At 53.7% G+C, this 17,336-nt stretch carries 19 protein-coding genes; 6 read left to right on the plus strand and 13 right to left on the minus strand.

What is annotated here, in order from left to right; translation table 11 throughout:
- Positions 1-59: 59 nt before the first annotated feature.
- The 10 genes from ACFVTB_RS05580 to cymR form a co-directional block, all read right to left on the minus strand.
- A complete protein-coding gene (locus ACFVTB_RS05580) occupies positions 60-374 on the minus strand; it encodes a DUF1292 domain-containing protein (RefSeq protein ID WP_387746231.1) in 315 nt (104 codons plus the stop codon).
- Positions 375-376: 2 nt separating this feature from the next.
- Positions 377-670 (minus strand): DUF1292 domain-containing protein, encoded by a 294-nt coding sequence (locus ACFVTB_RS05585; RefSeq protein WP_387746233.1) that lies wholly within the window; start codon positions 668-670, stop codon positions 377-379.
- 8 nt (positions 671-678) lie between these two features.
- Positions 679-1,095 (minus strand): Holliday junction resolvase RuvX, encoded by a 417-nt coding sequence (ruvX, locus tag ACFVTB_RS05590; RefSeq protein ID WP_387746234.1) that lies wholly within the window; start codon positions 1,093-1,095, stop codon positions 679-681.
- Positions 1,096-1,117: 22 nt separating this feature from the next.
- Entirely contained in the window at positions 1,118-1,381 is a 264-nt protein-coding gene (locus ACFVTB_RS05595; RefSeq protein WP_387746995.1) for an IreB family regulatory phosphoprotein, read from the minus strand.
- Between the two features lie 49 nt (positions 1,382-1,430).
- The gene (alaS, locus tag ACFVTB_RS05600; protein ID WP_387746236.1) at positions 1,431-4,064 is read right to left on the minus strand and encodes an alanine--tRNA ligase; all 2,634 of its coding nucleotides are present in this window, start codon (positions 4,062-4,064) and stop codon (positions 1,431-1,433) included.
- Positions 4,065-4,442: 378 nt separating this feature from the next.
- Positions 4,443-5,513, minus strand: a complete 1,071-nt coding sequence (locus ACFVTB_RS05605) for an AI-2E family transporter (protein WP_387746238.1) — start codon at positions 5,511-5,513, stop codon at positions 4,443-4,445.
- 208 nt (positions 5,514-5,721) lie between these two features.
- Positions 5,722-5,919, minus strand: a complete 198-nt coding sequence (locus ACFVTB_RS05610) for a hypothetical protein (RefSeq protein WP_387746240.1) — start codon at positions 5,917-5,919, stop codon at positions 5,722-5,724.
- 3 nt (positions 5,920-5,922) lie between these two features.
- On the minus strand, positions 5,923-6,468 hold the full coding sequence (locus ACFVTB_RS05615) for a PRC-barrel domain-containing protein (RefSeq protein ID WP_387746242.1): 546 nt from the start codon (positions 6,466-6,468) through the stop codon (positions 5,923-5,925).
- 17 nt (positions 6,469-6,485) lie between these two features.
- Entirely contained in the window at positions 6,486-7,640 is a 1,155-nt protein-coding gene (locus tag ACFVTB_RS05620) for a cysteine desulfurase family protein (protein ID WP_387746244.1), read from the minus strand.
- A gap of 144 nt (positions 7,641-7,784) precedes the next feature.
- On the minus strand, positions 7,785-8,204 hold the full coding sequence (cymR, locus tag ACFVTB_RS05625) for a cysteine metabolism transcriptional regulator CymR (RefSeq protein WP_387746245.1): 420 nt from the start codon (positions 8,202-8,204) through the stop codon (positions 7,785-7,787).
- Positions 8,205-8,431: 227 nt separating this feature from the next.
- Here cymR and mnmA point away from each other — a divergent pair, with 227 nt between their 5' ends.
- Positions 8,432-9,574 (plus strand): tRNA 2-thiouridine(34) synthase MnmA, encoded by a 1,143-nt coding sequence (mnmA, locus tag ACFVTB_RS05630; protein ID WP_387746247.1) that lies wholly within the window; start codon positions 8,432-8,434, stop codon positions 9,572-9,574.
- Between the two features lie 78 nt (positions 9,575-9,652).
- On the opposite strand, the gene ACFVTB_RS05635 is transcribed toward mnmA, so the two are convergent.
- Positions 9,653-11,008 carry a hemolysin family protein gene (locus ACFVTB_RS05635; protein ID WP_387746249.1) on the minus strand — a complete coding sequence of 452 codons (1,356 nt, stop codon included), beginning with the start codon at positions 11,006-11,008 and terminating at the stop codon, positions 9,653-9,655.
- A gap of 282 nt (positions 11,009-11,290) precedes the next feature.
- On the opposite strand from ACFVTB_RS05635, the gene ACFVTB_RS05640 reads away from it, so the two are divergent.
- Both ACFVTB_RS05640 and ACFVTB_RS05645 read left to right on the plus strand, forming a co-directional pair.
- Entirely contained in the window at positions 11,291-11,902 is a 612-nt protein-coding gene (locus ACFVTB_RS05640) for a copper resistance CopC family protein (RefSeq protein ID WP_387746251.1), read from the plus strand.
- Entirely contained in the window at positions 11,899-12,990 is a 1,092-nt protein-coding gene (locus ACFVTB_RS05645; protein WP_387746252.1) for a copper resistance D family protein, read from the plus strand. The genes ACFVTB_RS05640 and ACFVTB_RS05645 overlap by 4 nt, the downstream gene beginning before the upstream one ends.
- A gap of 59 nt (positions 12,991-13,049) precedes the next feature.
- On the opposite strand, the gene ACFVTB_RS05650 is transcribed toward ACFVTB_RS05645, so the two are convergent.
- Positions 13,050-14,060 carry an ABC transporter substrate-binding protein gene (locus ACFVTB_RS05650; RefSeq protein WP_387746254.1) on the minus strand — a complete coding sequence of 337 codons (1,011 nt, stop codon included), beginning with the start codon at positions 14,058-14,060 and terminating at the stop codon, positions 13,050-13,052.
- Between the two features lie 207 nt (positions 14,061-14,267).
- Here ACFVTB_RS05650 and ACFVTB_RS05655 point away from each other — a divergent pair, with 207 nt between their 5' ends.
- From ACFVTB_RS05655 to ACFVTB_RS05665, 3 genes are read left to right on the plus strand one after another with little or no spacing between them, the layout of a single operon-like run.
- Complete coding sequence (locus ACFVTB_RS05655) at positions 14,268-15,221, plus strand: FecCD family ABC transporter permease (RefSeq protein ID WP_387746998.1); 954 nt, start codon at positions 14,268-14,270, stop codon at positions 15,219-15,221.
- Complete coding sequence (locus ACFVTB_RS05660; RefSeq protein WP_387746256.1) at positions 15,218-16,261, plus strand: FecCD family ABC transporter permease; 1,044 nt, start codon at positions 15,218-15,220, stop codon at positions 16,259-16,261. Before ACFVTB_RS05655 ends, ACFVTB_RS05660 begins: the two co-directional genes overlap by 4 nt.
- A gap of 22 nt (positions 16,262-16,283) precedes the next feature.
- Positions 16,284-17,123, plus strand: a complete 840-nt coding sequence (locus tag ACFVTB_RS05665) for an ABC transporter ATP-binding protein (RefSeq protein WP_387746258.1) — start codon at positions 16,284-16,286, stop codon at positions 17,121-17,123.
- Positions 17,124-17,127: 4 nt separating this feature from the next.
- Here the strand turns inward: ACFVTB_RS05665 and ACFVTB_RS05670 are convergent.
- Positions 17,128-17,336 (minus strand): hypothetical protein (locus ACFVTB_RS05670; RefSeq protein ID WP_387746260.1); only part of this gene is annotated, 209 nt, incomplete at its 5' end.

A 17,336-nucleotide genomic window follows, 5' to 3' on the forward strand; every position in this document is an offset into this window, starting at 1 on the left:
GAGCCGCTCTTCGTTCATTGAACTATCCGGTTGTAGCGGTGAGCCGGCGATAGCCGGCCCTAAGGCATATCCTCGCCTGCGAACAGCAGGTCGTCATAAGCCTCCGCGGCAAGCTCCCATTCCTCGTCATCCTCGATTGTAGCAAGCTGCAGCTCGCCTTCGTCGTTCAAGAGGACGCGGAACAGTTCTACTTCCTGTTCCTTCGCCATAGCCGGCGACTGTAAGGAGGCGTATACATACGGACCGAGCTGGAACTCCGCCTTAATTAGGAAAAGCTCGGGCTGCCCGCCTTCTCCGATGAGCTCGACTTCGTTGCCGTAAGCTTCCTGCAGTCGTTGGAGCGGAACCGGAACCACACGATCGTTAGGCTCCATTACTAGTCTTCCTCCATTTCGCCGAGCAGCGTGTTAAACGTTTCCTCGACGATGTTCCATTCCTCTTCGTCTTCGATCGTGTAAAGCTTCAGATCGTCGCCGTCTTCTTCGTAACGGAAAGCGTATACTTCCTCTTCCTCGTCGCTTTCTTCAGCGATCGGCACAACCATCATATATTTCGAATCAGAGCCGTCCACTTCGAACTTCATGATGACTTCGAATTCTTCTTCGTTGCCGTCTTCATCCGGAATATAAATAATTTCCGGTTCTTCGAACTGCATGTCATCCTTTGTCATCTTTACCCTCACCTTTTCGTTTTAGAATCGAGATAATTTTGCAAAATGAGCGTCGCCGCCATTTTGTCCACGACAAGCTTTCGCTTCTTGCGGCTAACATCCGCTTCCAACAGCGTTCGTTCAGCGGAAACGGTCGTCAGCCGTTCATCCCAAAGGTGAACCGGCAAGTTCAATTGCTTCTGCAGCTGCTCTGCGAATGCGATGCTAATCTCGCCGCGCGGACCGATCGTGTTATTCATATTCTTCGGCAATCCGACGACGATTTCTGTCACCTCGTGCTCTTGCACGAGCTCGGCAATTCGATCCATCTCGCTGCCGTCGCGGCGCTTTTGGACGACCCCAGTACCTTGCGCGGTCCATCCGAAAGCGTCGCTGACCGCCACGCCGATGTTGCGGTCGCCATAATCCAATCCCATGATTCTCATTGTCTCGTCCGGCTCCATATCCTCAAGATTTCTTGTTGCTCAAATAAAACCGGACAAGCTCTTCAATGAGTTCATCGCGTTCTTTTTTGCGAATCAGGCTTCTGGCGTTGTTATGCCGTGGAATATAGGCGGGATCTCCCGACAGCAAGTACCCTACAATCTGATTGATCGGGTTGTACTCCTTCTCGAGGAGCGCTTCGTGCACCGTCAGCAAAATGTCTTGTGAAGAGGTTTCGACCCCTTCTCCTTTTACACTGAACTTCATCGTGTTGTCCATGGAACTCATCGCCGGCACCTCGCTTTCATCCGCAGTCATTTTAACGTTTCCATCACTATCATATCACATTTGATTGGTTCAGAACCATAGCTTCAGCAAGTTTCAAAGCTTCGTCCAGTTTGGATGCGTCCTTGCCCCCTGCTTGCGCCATATCCGGGCGGCCGCCGCCGCCGCCGCCGCAATGAGCAGCAGCTTCCTTGACGATTTTGCCAGCATGGAATCCTTTTTTCACCAGATCGGCAGACACGGCGGCCACCAGATTGACCTTGTCTTCCTGTACCGCGCCAAGCACGATGACAGCCGAAGGAAGCTTCAGCTTCAGCTCGTCTACGATGCCACGCAGCGCGTCCATCGAAGGCGCGCTCACCTTCGCCGTCAATACCGTCACGTCACCGGCCGTCTTCGCCTGGTCTTCTAGCGAACCGGCTTCGATGCGGCTCAGCTTCGCCTGCAGCGATTCGTTCTCGCGGCCGAGCTCTTTCACTTGGCCGAACAGCGCCTCGATCCGTTTCGGAACGTCGGCGTTATTCGATTTCAGCAGAGCGGACGCTTGCTTCAGCAGATCGAATTGGCTTTCCATGTACTCGTATGCACTGCGGCCGGTCACCGCTTCAATCCGGCGTACGCCGGAACCGATGCCGCTCTCGCCGAGCAGCTTGAACAGACCGATCTGCGACGTATTCGAGACATGGCAGCCGCCGCACAGCTCGATGCTGTAATCGCCAACCTGCACCACGCGAACGACATCGCCGTATTTCTCGCCGAACAGCGCCATCGCGCCCATCGCTTTCGCCTCGGCAATCGGCTTGCTCTGAATCACAACCGGCGTGCCGAGCCATACTTGCTCGTTCACGCGACGCTCGATGTCCGCAAGCTCCTCAGCCGTAATGCTGCCGAAGTGCGAGAAGTCGAAGCGCAGACGATCCGGCTCAACGAGCGAGCCCGCCTGGTTGACATGGTCGCCGAGCACTTCCTTGAGCGCTTTATGCAGCAAGTGGGTTGCCGTATGGTTTTTCACAATATCTTCGCGAACCGAACGGGCTACAGCTGCTTCCGCCGTCTCGCCGGAGCGCAGCGTTCCGCTGACAACGACCGCATGATGCACGTTTTGGCCATGCGGCGCTTTCGTGACATCTTCTACCTGCAGCGTGAAGCCTTTGCCGGTAATTGTGCCGCGATCGCCGATTTGACCGCCGCTTTCGGCGTAGAACGGCGTGCGGTCGAGCAGAACGAGCACCTTGCTGCCTTCTCCCGCCAAATCTACAAGCTCGTCGTTCAGCACGACAGCCGTAATTTTGGACGCTGTTACCAGTTCATTATAGCCAACAAACTCGCTTTTAATCGTGAAATCGGCGAGCGGACCGCCTTGCACCTTCATGCTGCCCGTATCTTGGCGAGCGGCGCGCGCACGTTCGCGCTGTGCTTCCATCGCGGCGTCGAAGCCTGCCCGGTCGACCGTCATGCCGTTCTCTGCAGCGAAGTCTTCGGTCAAGTCGAACGGGAAGCCGTACGTGTCGTAAAGCTTGAACGCGTCGTCTCCGCCGATTTCCTTGATGCCGTCTTTGCCTGCTGACTTCACCAGTTCGGACAGCAGCGCAAGTCCTTCCGACAGCGTCTCATGGAACCGCTCTTCTTCCGTGCGGATGACGCGCTCGATGAATTCGCGCTTCTCCACTACCTCCGGATAGTAGACGCCCATTACATCGCCCACAACCGCCGTCAGTTCATACAGGAATGGACGGTCGACGCCCAACGTTTTTCCGTAGCGGACAGCGCGGCGGAGCAAACGGCGGATAATGTAACCGCGGCCCTCGTTGGACGGCATAACTCCGTCGCCTACCGCGAACGTCACGGTACGAATATGGTCGGCGATTACTTTCAGCGCTACGTCATGCTCGTCATTGACATGGTATTTCACGCCGGCGATTTCGCAGGTGCGGCCAATAATCGGCATGAACAGATCGGTGTCAAAGTTCGAATCGACGTCTTGCAAAATGGAAGCGAACCGTTCGAGACCCGCGCCCGTATCGATGTTTTTGTTCGGCAACGGCGTGTAGCTGCCGTCTTTATTATGGTTGAATTGCGAGAAGACAAGGTTCCACACTTCGAGGAAACGCTCGTTCTCGCCGCCCGGCCAGCATTCCGGATCATTAAGATCGCCGTACTTGTCGCCGCGGTCGTAGAAAATTTCGGTACAAGGTCCGCAAGGGCCTTCGCCGATATCCCAGAAGTTCTCTTCCAGCTTGTAGATGCGCTCCAGCGGCACGCCGATTTTCTCGTTCCACAGCTTGAGCGCCTCTTCGTCCTCGGTGTAGACGGTAACGGACAAGCGCTCTGGATCAAAGCCGATCCATTCCTTGCTCGTCAGAAACTCCCATGCCCAAGTGATCACTTCTTCTTTAAAATAGTCGCCAATCGAGAAGTTGCCCAGCATTTCGAAAAACGTATGGTGCCGGCGCGTTTTGCCGACGTTCTCGATGTCGTTTGTACGAATGCATTTCTGCGAGTTCGTAATGCGCGGATTGTCTGGAATGACGCGTCCGTCGAAGTAAGGCTTCAGAGGCGCCATGCCGGCATTGATCCAGAGAAGCGACGGATCGTTATGCGGGACGAGCGAGGCGCTCGGCTCGATATGATGTCCTTTGCTCTCGAAAAATGCGAGCCATTTGGAACGAATTTCACTTGCTTTCATTGATTACCCCTCCATCTTCTAATGAACATAAAAAAAGCCCCTGTCATAGACAGGGACGAATTCACATTTCGCGGTACCACCCTGGTTATTGCCGACTGGCTCGCATCCTCCCGCTTCCTTCGTTTTAAAGAAAGGGGCTTGCACAGCCTTCAAGCAATCTCCTCATACGGACGTTAACGGGTCCAAGCCGGTGAAGTTCGTTCACACTCCGAAAGCAGCTTTCGGCCATTCTTCGCCTGAGAACTTTCACACCCGACGCCTGGCCGACAGTCTTGCGAGCTGTGCGGGGGCGAAGAAGTCCTCTCTCTGATGGACGGGCTACGGCCTACTCTTTTTCATCAACGTTTGTTCCAGTATATCGACAGGCCCTCCCGTTTGTCAAATGGTCTTTCTGCGCACATAGTAGGCGAAAATATGCTGCACAATGACTTTCAGCGCCGCGAAAATCGGAACGGCCAGAATCATCCCGACGATGCCCGCCACTTCCCCGCCGACGAGCAGCGCAAAGATAATCGAAAGTGGATGCATATGCAGCGTACGACCGACCACTTGCGGAGAAACGACGTTGCTTTCGAGAATTTGGCAGACGGTATTGACGACAATGACGAGAACGACCATTTTCACTGATATCGTCGAAGCCACCAATACGGCCGGCGCCGCGCCAAAGAAAGGCCCTAGATAAGGAATAATGTTCGTAATGGACACAACGGAGGCTAGCAGCAGCGGATAAGGAACGCCGATAATCATATAGCCGATATAGGCGAGAATGCCGACGATCAGGCAGACAAGAAACTGTCCTCGAATATAGCTGCCAAGCGCAGCGTCGATATCTTTCAGCAGCCTGACGGTATGCTTGCGGTGCGATTTCGGCACATACGTAATAACGGTCCGCTCGAACAGGTCGAAATCCTTCAATATATAGAAAGCGAGAAACGGTATAATAAACGTAATAAATACCGCATTGATGACCGAGCCGATATTGTTGACGAAATGGATGATCGCTTCGGAAATCTTTTTCTCCATATGTACTAGCGATTTATTGATGCCGTCCCGCAAGCTTTCCGGCAGAAAGGACGTATTGTTCAAATCCGTGACGAGGCTTTGGGCTCTCATCGTTAGATCGGGCACATGATGATTCAGCTCCTGCAGCTGCTCGGCAAACATCGGAATGACATTTACGAGAATGACAGCCAATGCCGCGCAAAAAACGATGTAAATCAATAATACCGCCATCGTTCTCGGCACTCTTCGCGCATGAAGCATCGTCACGATCGGATTCAGCACATAGGAAATAATCATGGCGATTAGAAAAGGAGCAAGGACCGCTTTCAGAAAGAAATACAAATGCGCGATGATCGGCTTCACGAGCAGCAGCAAGTAGAGAACGATCAAACCTAATATGAGATAAACGAGTCCGACGAAAATACGGTTTTTCGTGAACCGCTCCATCCCCTCACCCCCGCGAAATCGATTGATTCACCAGCTTCGCACGTAAGGATAACGTAAGCGCAAGTGACCGCATCTTGTTCTAGTATATGTACAAGCAGCGCGGTTCATCCATCTTCCTCCGCATTTCCCAAAGCCGTCGCAGCGCATAAAAAATAACGCTTCCCGGGGCCGGGAAGCGTTACGAAAGTCGGCTCAGAGCCGTAATCGACTAATTGGCGTGAATTTGCGGCATTTCCTCTTCGAAGAACAAATCGTCGAGCGAGCTGAGCGTGCCGTCTTCTTCGACCTGGTAGACCGACATTTTCTCGCCGTTAACCGTCAGCTCAATGAAACAGCCCCAGCAATAAAATTGGTGGGAACCGATCTTTCCGATATCTTTGGAACTGCAGTTGGGACATTTCATCATCTTTCATTTCTCCCTATCCTCTGAATTGGAAGCTGCGACAGGCTCCAATTCCGCTTCACTGACGGCAGGAACGATAATCGCGTCTTCCCCGAGCAGCACGGCCTCCGAATCATCCGGAGCTCTCAGCCATCTGCGCCCTTCCATCAGATCCGAAATGAAACCATCCGTAAGCTCGTAGCCTACTATTTGTGTACCCTGAAAAGGGTAAAAATAAACATCGGATACCCGGCCCAATTGCGAGCCTTGCACGGTTACGACAGGCATGTCTTTCAGCTTCACGACTCCTGTGTCAAACGAACGCAAGATGTCGCCCGCCTTAACAGGCATAACCGCCTGCTCTCCGGACACCAGCACCGCGTCGTCGCCGCAGGTCAGCACCTCCGACCAGGCCACCGCCTTGATCGCGGAGCCGAGCCATCTGGCATCCTCAACAATAAGCGCCAACAGCTTCCAATGCTCGTCGAACCATGCGTCCTTGACCTGACCGAGCCGCTTGCCGGAATGAATGGCAATGACCGGCAGTCCGATTAATTGTTGAAGTTTGATCACCTGAAGACGGAGGCCTCCTAAACGGTAGTACGGATGCGCGCGGCAATCGTTGCAACTTTTTGCGCGGCGCCTTCCAATTCCTCCATAGTATTCCCCAAACCGAAGCTAAATCGTACGGCCGAGAGAAGTCTTTCTTCCGACAGATTCATTGCACGCAGCACATGCGAGCGCTCCAATGCGCCGGACGTGCAGGCAGATCCGCTCGCCGCAGCGATTCCCTCCATATCAAGATTCATCAGCATCGTTTCGGTATCGATGCCGATAAAGCTTATATTCGCGATATGGGGCAGCCGATCGGTCGGATGGCCATTTACCACAATCGGCACGCCTTCCAGGCGAGAAAGCTTGTCTATCCATTCTTTACGTAAATGCTCCAGCAAATGTTGCTTTTCCTTGCGATTGTTCACACAAATGTCAACAGCTTTAGCGAAACCGGCGATGCCGGCGACGTTTTCCGTCCCCGCTCTCCGTTTCCGCTCCTGTGATCCACCGTGCGCTAGCGGCTCAAATGGCGTGCCGTTCGCGATATAGAGCGCGCCAACGCCTTGCGGTCCGTTGATTTTGTGTGCGGACAGCGTCATTAGATCGATTGGCGATTCGCTCATTGCATATTCGGTCAAGGCGAACGATTGAACAGCATCGACATGGAACAGCGCGCCGGCGTCCTTCACGATCCATCCTATTTCCAGGACCTGATTGAGTGTCCCCACTTCGTTGTTGGCGTGCATGATCGTAACGAGACCGGTCTCCGGTGTCATCGCATTAGCAACGTCCTTCGGCGACACACGGCCATACTCGTCAACCGGCAAAACCGTTACCGAAAAGCCTTCTTCGACGAGCCATTCGCAAGTATGTAAAACCGCATGATGCTCCGCTGCTGACGTAACGATATGGCGCCGTCCCTTGCGCGCCATCGCCCGGATCGCACCGATAATCGCCATATTGTCGCCTTCCGTCCCGCCGGAGGTAAAGACGATCTCAGCCGACTTGCTTCCGATAGCTGCAGCTATTGTATCGCGCGCCCGCGCGATTAGCTGCTTCGCCGCCCGGCCGTAAGCATGCATGCTGGACGGATTGCCACCCGTTCCTTGCATAATGCGCAGCATTTCCTCGGCGACAGCGGGGTGCATCGGCGTCGTCGCCGCATGATCGAAATAATAGGTTGTTTGCATCGCAATCCCTCAAATCGTTCAGTTACGAAAACGTTCCATTATGGAATAAACCAGAACCGCCGGAGTCTGAAGTCGAATCCGCGGGTCTGGTTCTGTTCGTCATCTCGTTGTGCGGCGTTAAATCCGCCGTAATACTATAACACATTAAATGTAAAACATGTAGTTGTCTACTTTTCCGCCGTCCTGATAGTTGACCAGATCGGCAAGCGTCGTGGAATCTAGCACTCCCGCAATGCTGTCGCGGATGCGCAGCCACAGGTCGCGCTTGGCCGGATCGTCCTCCTCGGTAAAGTCGACCGGAGAAATCGGCCCTTCCAAAATGCGAATGACGTCGCCGGCCGTAATCGTTTCCGGCTCCTTCGACAGAATGTACCCGCCGTATGCGCCACGGATACTCTTCACAAGACCCGCATTTCTGAGCGGCGCTACTAACTGCTCCAAATAGTGTTCGGAAAGCTGATTCCGCTCTGCAATGCTCTTGAGCGAGATTGGGCCTTCGCCAAATTTAGCCGCCAGCTCCATCATAATTGTAAGCCCGTAACGGCCTTTCGTCGAAATTTTCAATTGGGGCACCTCACTTCTCATTTTCCATTCTTATGTGAAAGATTCCATAGGTCGTTAAATCATGGTATTCCCATATCACATCTATGTTAACATAAAGCGACGCCAATAGGCGAGAAAAGGTTGCAAGTTCATGAAAAAGTTTTTCTTCTATGTTACAATAATACGAAGCTTGAAGGCTATATGAGCCTATCAGGCACGACGGATGAAAGACAAAGGCGGTGCGATAGATGGTAAAACCGAAAGAGCAGACGAGAGTCGTCGTCGGCATGTCGGGCGGCGTGGACTCGTCGGTTACCGCTCTCCTGCTGAAGCAAGAGGGTTACGACGTAGTCGGCATATTTATGAAAAACTGGGACGACACCGATGAATTCGGTCATTGCACGGCAGAAGAGGACGCGGAAGACGTTCGCCGCGTCTGCGACCAGATCGGCATCCCTTATTATACGGTCAATTTTGAGAAGCAGTATTTCGATAAGGTGTTTACCTACTTCCTTGACGAATACAAGCGCGGTCGGACGCCTAACCCGGATGTGATGTGCAACCGGGAAATCAAGTTCGGCGATTTTCTGCAAAAAGCGAACGAGCTGGGCGCCGATTATTTGGCCACCGGCCATTACGCCAGAGTCGAACGGACGGCGGACGGCGAGACGAAGCTGCTGCGCGGCGTCGACGGCAACAAGGACCAAACGTATTTCCTTAGCGCCCTGAACCAGCAGCAGCTGGCGAAAGCGATGTTTCCAATCGGCCATTTGCCGAAACCGGAAGTTCGCCGCATCGCCGCAGAGGCCGGCTTGTACACAGCGAAGAAGAAAGACAGCACTGGCGTATGCTTTATCGGCGAGCGCAATTTCAAAGAGTTTCTGGGCCATTACCTGCCTGCGCAGCCGGGCGACATGATCGACGTGCGCAGCGGCGAGAAAAAAGGGCGCCATGACGGGCTGATGTACTACACGCTCGGACAGCGTCAAGGTCTTGGCATCGGCGGCTCCGGCAACGGCGAGCCTTGGTTCGTCGCGGACAAGGATTTGGAGCGCAACGTGCTGTATGTCGTGCAGGGCGAGGATCATCCAAGCCTGTACTCGGTTGGCCTGACAGCGAGCGGCTTCAACTGGATTGGGCCGACTTCGCCGGATCAGACCTTCCATTGCTCGGCTAAATTCCGTTACCGGCAGCAGGATCAAGGCGTTACGGTTACGCTGCTTCCGAACGGCGAGGCCAACATCGTCTTTGACAAGCCGCAAAAGGCGATTACGCCGGGTCAAGCGGTCGTCCTCTACGATGGAAATGTCTGTCTCGGCGGCGGCACGATCGATCGCGTTCGTAAAATCGATCCAGCCGTTTACGCAGAAGCGGCCGGCAGCATCGGCTAAACGTTAAAAAAGCTATTCCATGGTCCATCCTTCGGTCCATAGGAATAGCTTTTTTTGCATATAGGCGCGCTGCGCTCGCTACTCGCTTTTTGCGCTTTGTTTGAGCTCGGCTCCAGTCTGCTTGCCTGCCGCATCGTTTTTTAACACCGTAATGCGCGAAATCCGGTAATGATCGATTTCCTCGACGGCGAATGCAGCCGTCTCACCCAACTCGACCCGCTGGCCGTTTTTGGGCGGAATATCGACCTGGGAGCCCAGCCAGCCGCCAATCGTATCGTAATCGTCGCTGCCGATCGATAATCCGAAGTAGCTGTTCACCTCTTCAATTAGCATCAAACCGCTGATCGAGTAGGTTTGCTCGTCTTTTTTCTCCACTTCCGGCCGCTCTTCGTCAAACTCATCTTGAATTTCGCCGACTATTTCTTCCATTATATCTTCCAAAGTTACCAGCCCGGACGTCCCCCCGTACTCGTCGATCAGAATCGCAATTTGCGTTTTCCTTTTTTGCATCAGCTTGAGCAATAAACTGATTTGCATCGATTCGGGTACGGTCGTAATCGGTCTCGTAATTTGCCGGATGTCGGTTAAGCTGCTTGTCGTGTCTTTCAGCATGTCTTTTATATGAATAAAGCCGATAATATTGTCTTTGTCGCTTTCGCATACCGGGTACCGAGTCCGCATTTCTTCAAGCGCAATCCGCTTATTCTCCTCCAGCGTCAACTGGACGTAAAGGCAAATCATTTCCGTTCGCGGGATCATAATTTCTCGCGCCGTCGTTTCGGCAAAGTCGAAAATATTGTCGACAAGCGTCATCTCTGTCTTGTCGATCAGACCGCTCTTATGGCTTTCCTGCACGAGAATTCGGATCTCTTCCTCGGTGTGCGCCGAATGATGCTCCGACGCCTGCTCGAGCCCGAACCGGCGCAGCAGCCAGCCCGCAAGCCCGTTAAGCAGCCATATAAACGGGTACATCGCTTTATGAAATACGATTAGCGGCCTCGCCGTCAGCAGCGTTATTTTCTCAGCCTTGCGGATGGCCATCGTTTTGGGGGCGAGCTCGCCCAGTACAATGTGCAGAACGGTAATAAAAGAGAACGCAATGATGAAGGAGATTGTATGGAGAAGCGTCTCGTTCCTGAAGCCGAGAGCCAGAAACCAAGGCTCGATCAAGTCTTTAATCGCAGGCTCCCCAATCCAACCTAGACCAAGCGAGGCGATTGTAATGCCCAGCTGACAGGCGGACAGGTACGCGTCCAGATTGCCCGTTAACCGGGCGGCCAGCCGGGCTTTCTTATGCCCTGCCGCGGCAAGCGTATCGATCCGGCTGTCTCGCACCTTCACCATGGCGAATTCCGCCGCAACAAAGAAACCGTTCATAAACACGAGGAACAAAATAAGCACTAGCTGCAATATCAACGGTAAAGGGTCGCCCAAACCTGTCCCCGCCGTCCCGGCCGTCTGTCTCGCCGAGCGGCAGGCGCACCTCCTTTAAATGCCGGATCCCGCAGGCTTCAAGCCATCGTTATTTATGTTTATTCGCTCCTCGCTCTCCGATATGCGGCATAAGCTTACATTTTCTTCCCTCAAACGCATTCTCTTTCGCTCTGCAATTGTTCATAAAGACGCAATCGTTTTCGGGATTTTGTCCGCTCGCGCCAGCCTTTAATCTGATATAATGCAATAAAAATATAGAACAAGCCGACTGGAGGACTATGGATGAAACGTATACTGCTGCTTTGTCTTGCCGCGCTCTTGCTGCTTCCGAGCGTTGCTCTTGCCCACTCCAAGCTAGAGAGCTCGGAGCCGGCCGATGGTTCGACACTTTCCGTGTCGCCGGAGAGAATTGAAATGACGTTCAACACGCATATTGAGAAGTTAAGCAACTTCAAGGTGCTGAACGACGCCGGGGAAGCGATGGCCACCGGAAAGGCGGAAGTGGACGATCGTACAATGAGCGGTTCAATCGATGCGCCGCTTCCTAACGGGTCTTATACCGTGAAATGGACAATTATCGGCGCTGACAGCCATTCCGTATCTGGCGAGTATGCCTTTCATATGGCAGCAGAAGAGCCGGTGCAAACGGAAGCTCCCGCTGCCGAAACGCCGAACGAGACCGCCCCGCCGGAAGAGGCTGGCGAGCCTGCGAACGACGAGAACAACGTCTCTCCTTCGCCTCCACCTTCGACAGACGCCTCCGAGACGCATGACGACACCAAGGGCGGATCGGGCATGAGCGATAATTCGAAACTGTTTCTCGCCGCCGTCGCCTTAATCGTAGTAGCTGGCGCTTCGATCTTCTTCTTCCGGAAGAAGGGCCGCAAGCCATGATTTATGTCAGCGAAGCGCTTCTCTATCTTTGCTTTGCTATATTGACGGGCACCTTCCTGCTGCGTCTCGTACCCGAGAATAGACGGCCCGAGCTGCGCGTGCCGAACGGATTGTTGTTCGCCTGCGCAATTGCCATACCGCTATTAAGCTATGTGCCCATTCATCAGTTGGCCGTACAATTCGGCACAGAATTTGAAACGCCCTACGGAACGATGGTGAAAAGCATTTTGCTCGATATCAAATCCGGCAAGGCTTGGATTTGGACGCTGATCGCTTCGCTCGGACTGGCGGCAATCCTCGGACTGCGTTCTTTCCGGGATGACAAGCATATGCCGAAGGTTGGCCTGTTTATTACGGGGCTGCTGATCGTATGGCTTGGTTACGCGAGCCACGCCTCCTCGCTATACGGAACGAAAGGGCTGATTGTCCATTCGGTGCATTTTCTGGCCGTCTCCGTATGGATCGGCATTTTGCTTGTGGCCAGCTGGTTCTCTGTTGGTGCAGACAACAACTGGCAACGATTTTTAAGCTGGTTCTCCCCGCTTGCTGTCGTCTGCTTTCTCATTACGCTGGCAGCGGGGCTCGTGCTGATGTCCTTTACAACGCCGGAATATGTCAACGCATGGATGCTTCCCTATGGTCAAACCTTGCTTATTAAACATTTGCTGCTGCTGCCTTTGTTGCTGTTCGCTTTCTCGAACGGTTTCGGCTATCGGATCTGGATGGCGAAAGACAGCAGCTTCAATCCGCAGCCCTGGTTCAAGGCGGAGAGCGCAATCGCCTTTCTGCTGTTCGCCGCATCGGCTGTGCTCGGTCAACAGGCTCCGCCGCATAACGTCAAGGACACACTGCAAAGCACAGCGCCTTCCTCGTGGTTTACCGGACTTTTTCAAGGGAGCTTCAGCCCTGATCTCGCCTTGAAGCTGCGCCCGGATTGGTCCGGATTGCTCATGGCGGCCGCCGCTCTAGTCATGCTTGTTGGCTTCATCCGCATGTATCGGAGCAACCGTCTTGCTCCTGCTTTAGCGATGGGGCTGCTCTGCTCGGCATTTGGTTATTTCGCACTCATGTTCGCTATTTCGGCTTAAACAAAAAGCCCCGAAAAACGGTTTGTGCCGTTTTCGGGGCTTTTTGTTTATCGTGAAATTTACTTTGTCAGTTTGATCTCATAGATTTCGGCCAGCTGGCTAACCATCAGGTTGGCTGCTTTAATACCGCCTGCCGTATTCCAGATGCCGTCGTCAACGCGGTAGGCGTGTCCAGCTTTTACGGCGTTCAGGCCCGTCCAAAGCGGATCGTTCGTCCATTCTTTCTCTTGATCGCCTGCTTTGCCGTCTCCCGTCTCATACGTGAAGTAGAAGATGCGGTCGGCGTCGACTTCAGGAAGACGCTCTTTCGTAATTTCGTCTACGAACGTATCCTTTGCATTTTTCGTCATCTCGTTGCGGGCAAGGCCGATTTGGCTCGCAATGATACCGGAGAAAGTATCCGTATGGTAAACGCGCGTTTTTCCGCCCATGAAGCGAACGAAAGATACTGTTTCGTTCAGCTTGTCGCCAGCCAGCGATTTGAACTCATCAATTCGTGCGTCGAAGTCGGCGAGCAGTTGATCGCCTTCCGCTTGCTTGCCAAGCGCTTCGGCATACAGCTTGAAGTTGTTTTTCCATTCACCGCGCAGCGTTTCCGATTCTACCGTCGGCGCAATTGCCTTCAGCTGCTCGTAGATTTTCTCATGGCGCATTTTGTTCGCCAGAATCAGGTCGGGCTGCAAGCCTGCAATCAGCTCCAGGTTAGGCTGACCTTCCTCTCCAACCATTTCAACGCCTTCCATTTCCGCCTCGATGTGAGGATGCCACTTGCCGTTCGTGAACGACTTCACCGCGCCTACAGGCTTAATGCCGAGCGCCAGTACCGCTTCCGTGCCTTCATTCGTCAGTACAACAACGCGCTGAGGCGTTCCTTTAATTTCCGTTTCGCCCATCGCATGCTTAACTACGCGAACGTCGTTGCTTCCGGAATCAGCTCCGTTTGAAGCTCCATTCCCATCTTTAACAGGTGCATTATTATTCGAGCTGCCGCAGCCTGCAACCATAATTGCCAGTACAATGCTGCAAAGCGCGAGCCACATCGTTTTTTTGTTTTTCAGTGCTGATCTCATTCGTAATCCCCCTGATGATTATTATTCTCAATAAACAACTATAGGGACGTTAAGGACAGAAGTCAAACGTTATTTTGAGAACGATTATCATAGTCGTTGACAGAGACATGCGTCTCCTCTAATATTAATAGAAGTAAATCACGCACCTTTTTAAGCAAGGAGTCGGCTATTTTGCTTCGGATCACAGGACTACTATTTTCTCTCATCATGCTCGCCGCCGCTTTGGTCTGCAGCATTATTTTCGGCGTTACCGACATACCGCTTGCGGCAATTGTCGATTCGTTCACCCACTACGATGCCGCCTCGCAGCAGCATCTCGTCATTCAGACGACCCGGCTTCCGCGGGCGCTGATCGCCGCCGCAGTCGGCGCATGTCTCGCCGTCGCAGGTGCGGTTATGCAGGTCATTACCCGCAACCCCATCGCATCCCCAAGCATATTCGGCGTCAATTCCGGCGCTTCTTTTATGGTAGTTATTGCTTCAGGCTGGCTGGGCTTCAGCGGCATGCACTCGCTCGTCCTATTTGCACTGGCCGGCGCCGCCATCAGCGGCGCCATCGTATTCGTACTCGGAAGCATCGGGCGCGATGGCATGACACCGATTAAGATTACGCTTGCTGGCTCTTCGATCGCCGCCTTTTTCGCCTCGCTCACGCAAGGCTTTATGCTTTCCAGCGGCAAAATGTTCGATCAGGTGCTCGTATGGCTTGTCGGCTCAGTGGCTGGACGCAGCATGGCGATGCTGACCAGCGTATTGCCTTATATGGCCGTCGGCCTCCTTATCGCTCTCGCCATGTCTCGCCATCTCAACGTGCTGAGCATGGGCGACGAGATCGCTCAGACGCTGGGGCAACGAACCGCAATGGTGAAATGGCTCTCTTCCGCCGCCGTTATTCTGCTGGCGGGCGCTTCCGTTGCCGTTGCCGGACCAATCGCCTTCGTCGGCGTGATGATTCCGCATATCGTTCGTTTTCTGGTAGGAACTGATTATCGATGGGTTATCCCTTACAGCGCAGTGCTTGGTGCCATTCTTCTAGTAGTGGCCGATATTGCTTCTCGCTACATCGCCATGCCGAAAGAAGTGCCAGTTGGCGTTATGACGGCTGTTCTCGGCGTTCCCTTCTTCGTTTACATTGCACGGAAAGGACGTCGAACAGCATGAGCAAATACAAATCGATCCGATTGGACAAACCGAAGTTAAGTTATCTGCTGGAAGGGCGATCGCTCTGGATCATCGCCGCCTTAATCGTTGCGTGCGCGGCTGGAGTCGTCATCAGTACCGGCATTGGCAGCAAATATATAGCCCCGCTTGATGTCATTCAATCGATATTGGGCTATGGCAATCCGATGCATGACGTCATCGTATTGAAGCTTCGCCTTCCGCGCATCATCATCGCTCTGCTGGTCGGAGCGGCTCTTGCTTCGGCGGGCGCGGTGCTGCAGGGATTGATTCGCAACCCGCTCGCATCGCCGGATGTCACCGGAGTAACGGAGGGCGCTTCGCTAGGCACCGTGCTGTTCATCTTCTTCTTGAACGAACGGCTGTCCATTCAATGGATGCCAGTGGCCGCCATTATTGGCGCCTTTCTTGTAACGGCGCTGCTCTATGTACTCGCATGGAAAAATGGAGCGTCGCCGCTCCGCATGGTGCTGATCGGCACCGGACTGTCGGCGGCTATTAAATCCATTTCGTATATGTTTCTGATTTCTGCGCCGTTCTTTCTGGCCAGCCGATCGCTAACGTTTATGACCGGCAGCATTTACGGCGTATCTTGGGAAAAAGACGTCTACACGCTGCTGCCGTGGCTAATTATCCTGCTGCCGCTGACTTGGCTTATGGCCAGACATGTCAATGTGCAAGCGCTTGGCGACGAAGTCGCGGGCAGCGCTGGCGCTAATGTGCAGCGCCACCGACTGCTGCTGCTGTTGCTCAGCGTTGCGCTCGCCGGTTCGGCTGTTGCCATCGGCGGAGCGATCGCTTTTATTGGCCTGATGGCGCCTCACATGGCGCGAAGACTGGTCGGCTCGTCCTTCGGAACGCTGCTGCCGGTGAGTGCGCTAATCGGCGCTCTCATTCTGCTCGTTGCTGATTTGGCCGCACGGACGCTTTTTGCACCGCTTGATATTCCAGCAGGCGTATTCACAGCTGTTATTGGTGCGCCATTCTTCTTATACTTGCTGTACAGACACCGAAATCAATAACAGATGCAGGAGGAGCACTTCCATGAGCTTGCTTGAAGCGAAAGAAATGACGCTTGCCTACGGGGGAACGTACATTTTCGATCAATTGAATATCACAATACCCGAGGGCAAAGTCACCGTCTTGATCGGCAGCAACGGCTGCGGCAAATCGACGCTTCTCCGTTCGCTGGCTCGCTTGTTGAAGCCGACACACGGCGAAATCACGCTCGACGGCAAGGACTTGACGACGATGCCGGCGAAGACGGCCGCCAAGCAGCTCAGCCTGCTCCCGCAAGGGCCGGTCGCGCCTGAAGGCTTGACGGTGCTGCAGCTTGTGAAGCAGGGGCGCTATCCTTATCAAAGCTGGCTGCAGCAATGGTCGAAGGAGGACGAGACCAGCGTGCGCGATGCGCTTCGCGCTACCAATATGGAGCAGTTGGCGGAGCGTTCGGTCGGCTCTTTGTCCGGCGGTCAGCGGCAGCGTGCTTGGATCGCGATGACGCTGGCGCAGCAAACCGGCATCATTTTGCTAGATGAACCGACCACCTACCTCGACATGACGCATCAGATCGAGGTGCTCGATTTGCTGCAGGAGATGAACGAGAAGGACAATCGCACGATCGTCATGGTTCTTCACGACATTAACCTCGCATGCCGCTATGCTGATCATATTATCGCCGTCAAAGAAGGCAAAATTATGGCCGAAGGCGCTCCTGAAGCGGTCGTGGACGCCAACATGATCAAAGAGGTGTTTCACCTAAAGGCGGATGTCATTCCCGATCCCGTCTACGGAACGCCGATGATCGTACCTCACGGCAGACGCAAGCCTTCCGCCGGCAAAGGAAAAGCAAACACGGACCCGTCGGTCGGCAGCGCTTCTTAGTTGCTTAGCTGAGCTGCTCACAATAGCTTGAGCGTATGTGATTGGTTGGCAGGGCTAGCTCGGTTAGCTCAGTTAGTTCGGTTAGCTCGATTTGCTCAATTAGCTCAGTTGGCTCGGTTAGCTCAGTTAGCTCAGTTAGCTCAGTTAGCTCAGTTAGCTCAGTTAGCTCAGTTAGCTCAGTTAGCTCAGTTAGCTCAGTTAGCTCAGTTAGCT

It is taken from the genome of Paenibacillus sp. NPDC058071, from assembly GCF_042885235.1.
Classification (GTDB): domain Bacteria; phylum Bacillota; class Bacilli; order Paenibacillales; family Paenibacillaceae; genus Pristimantibacillus.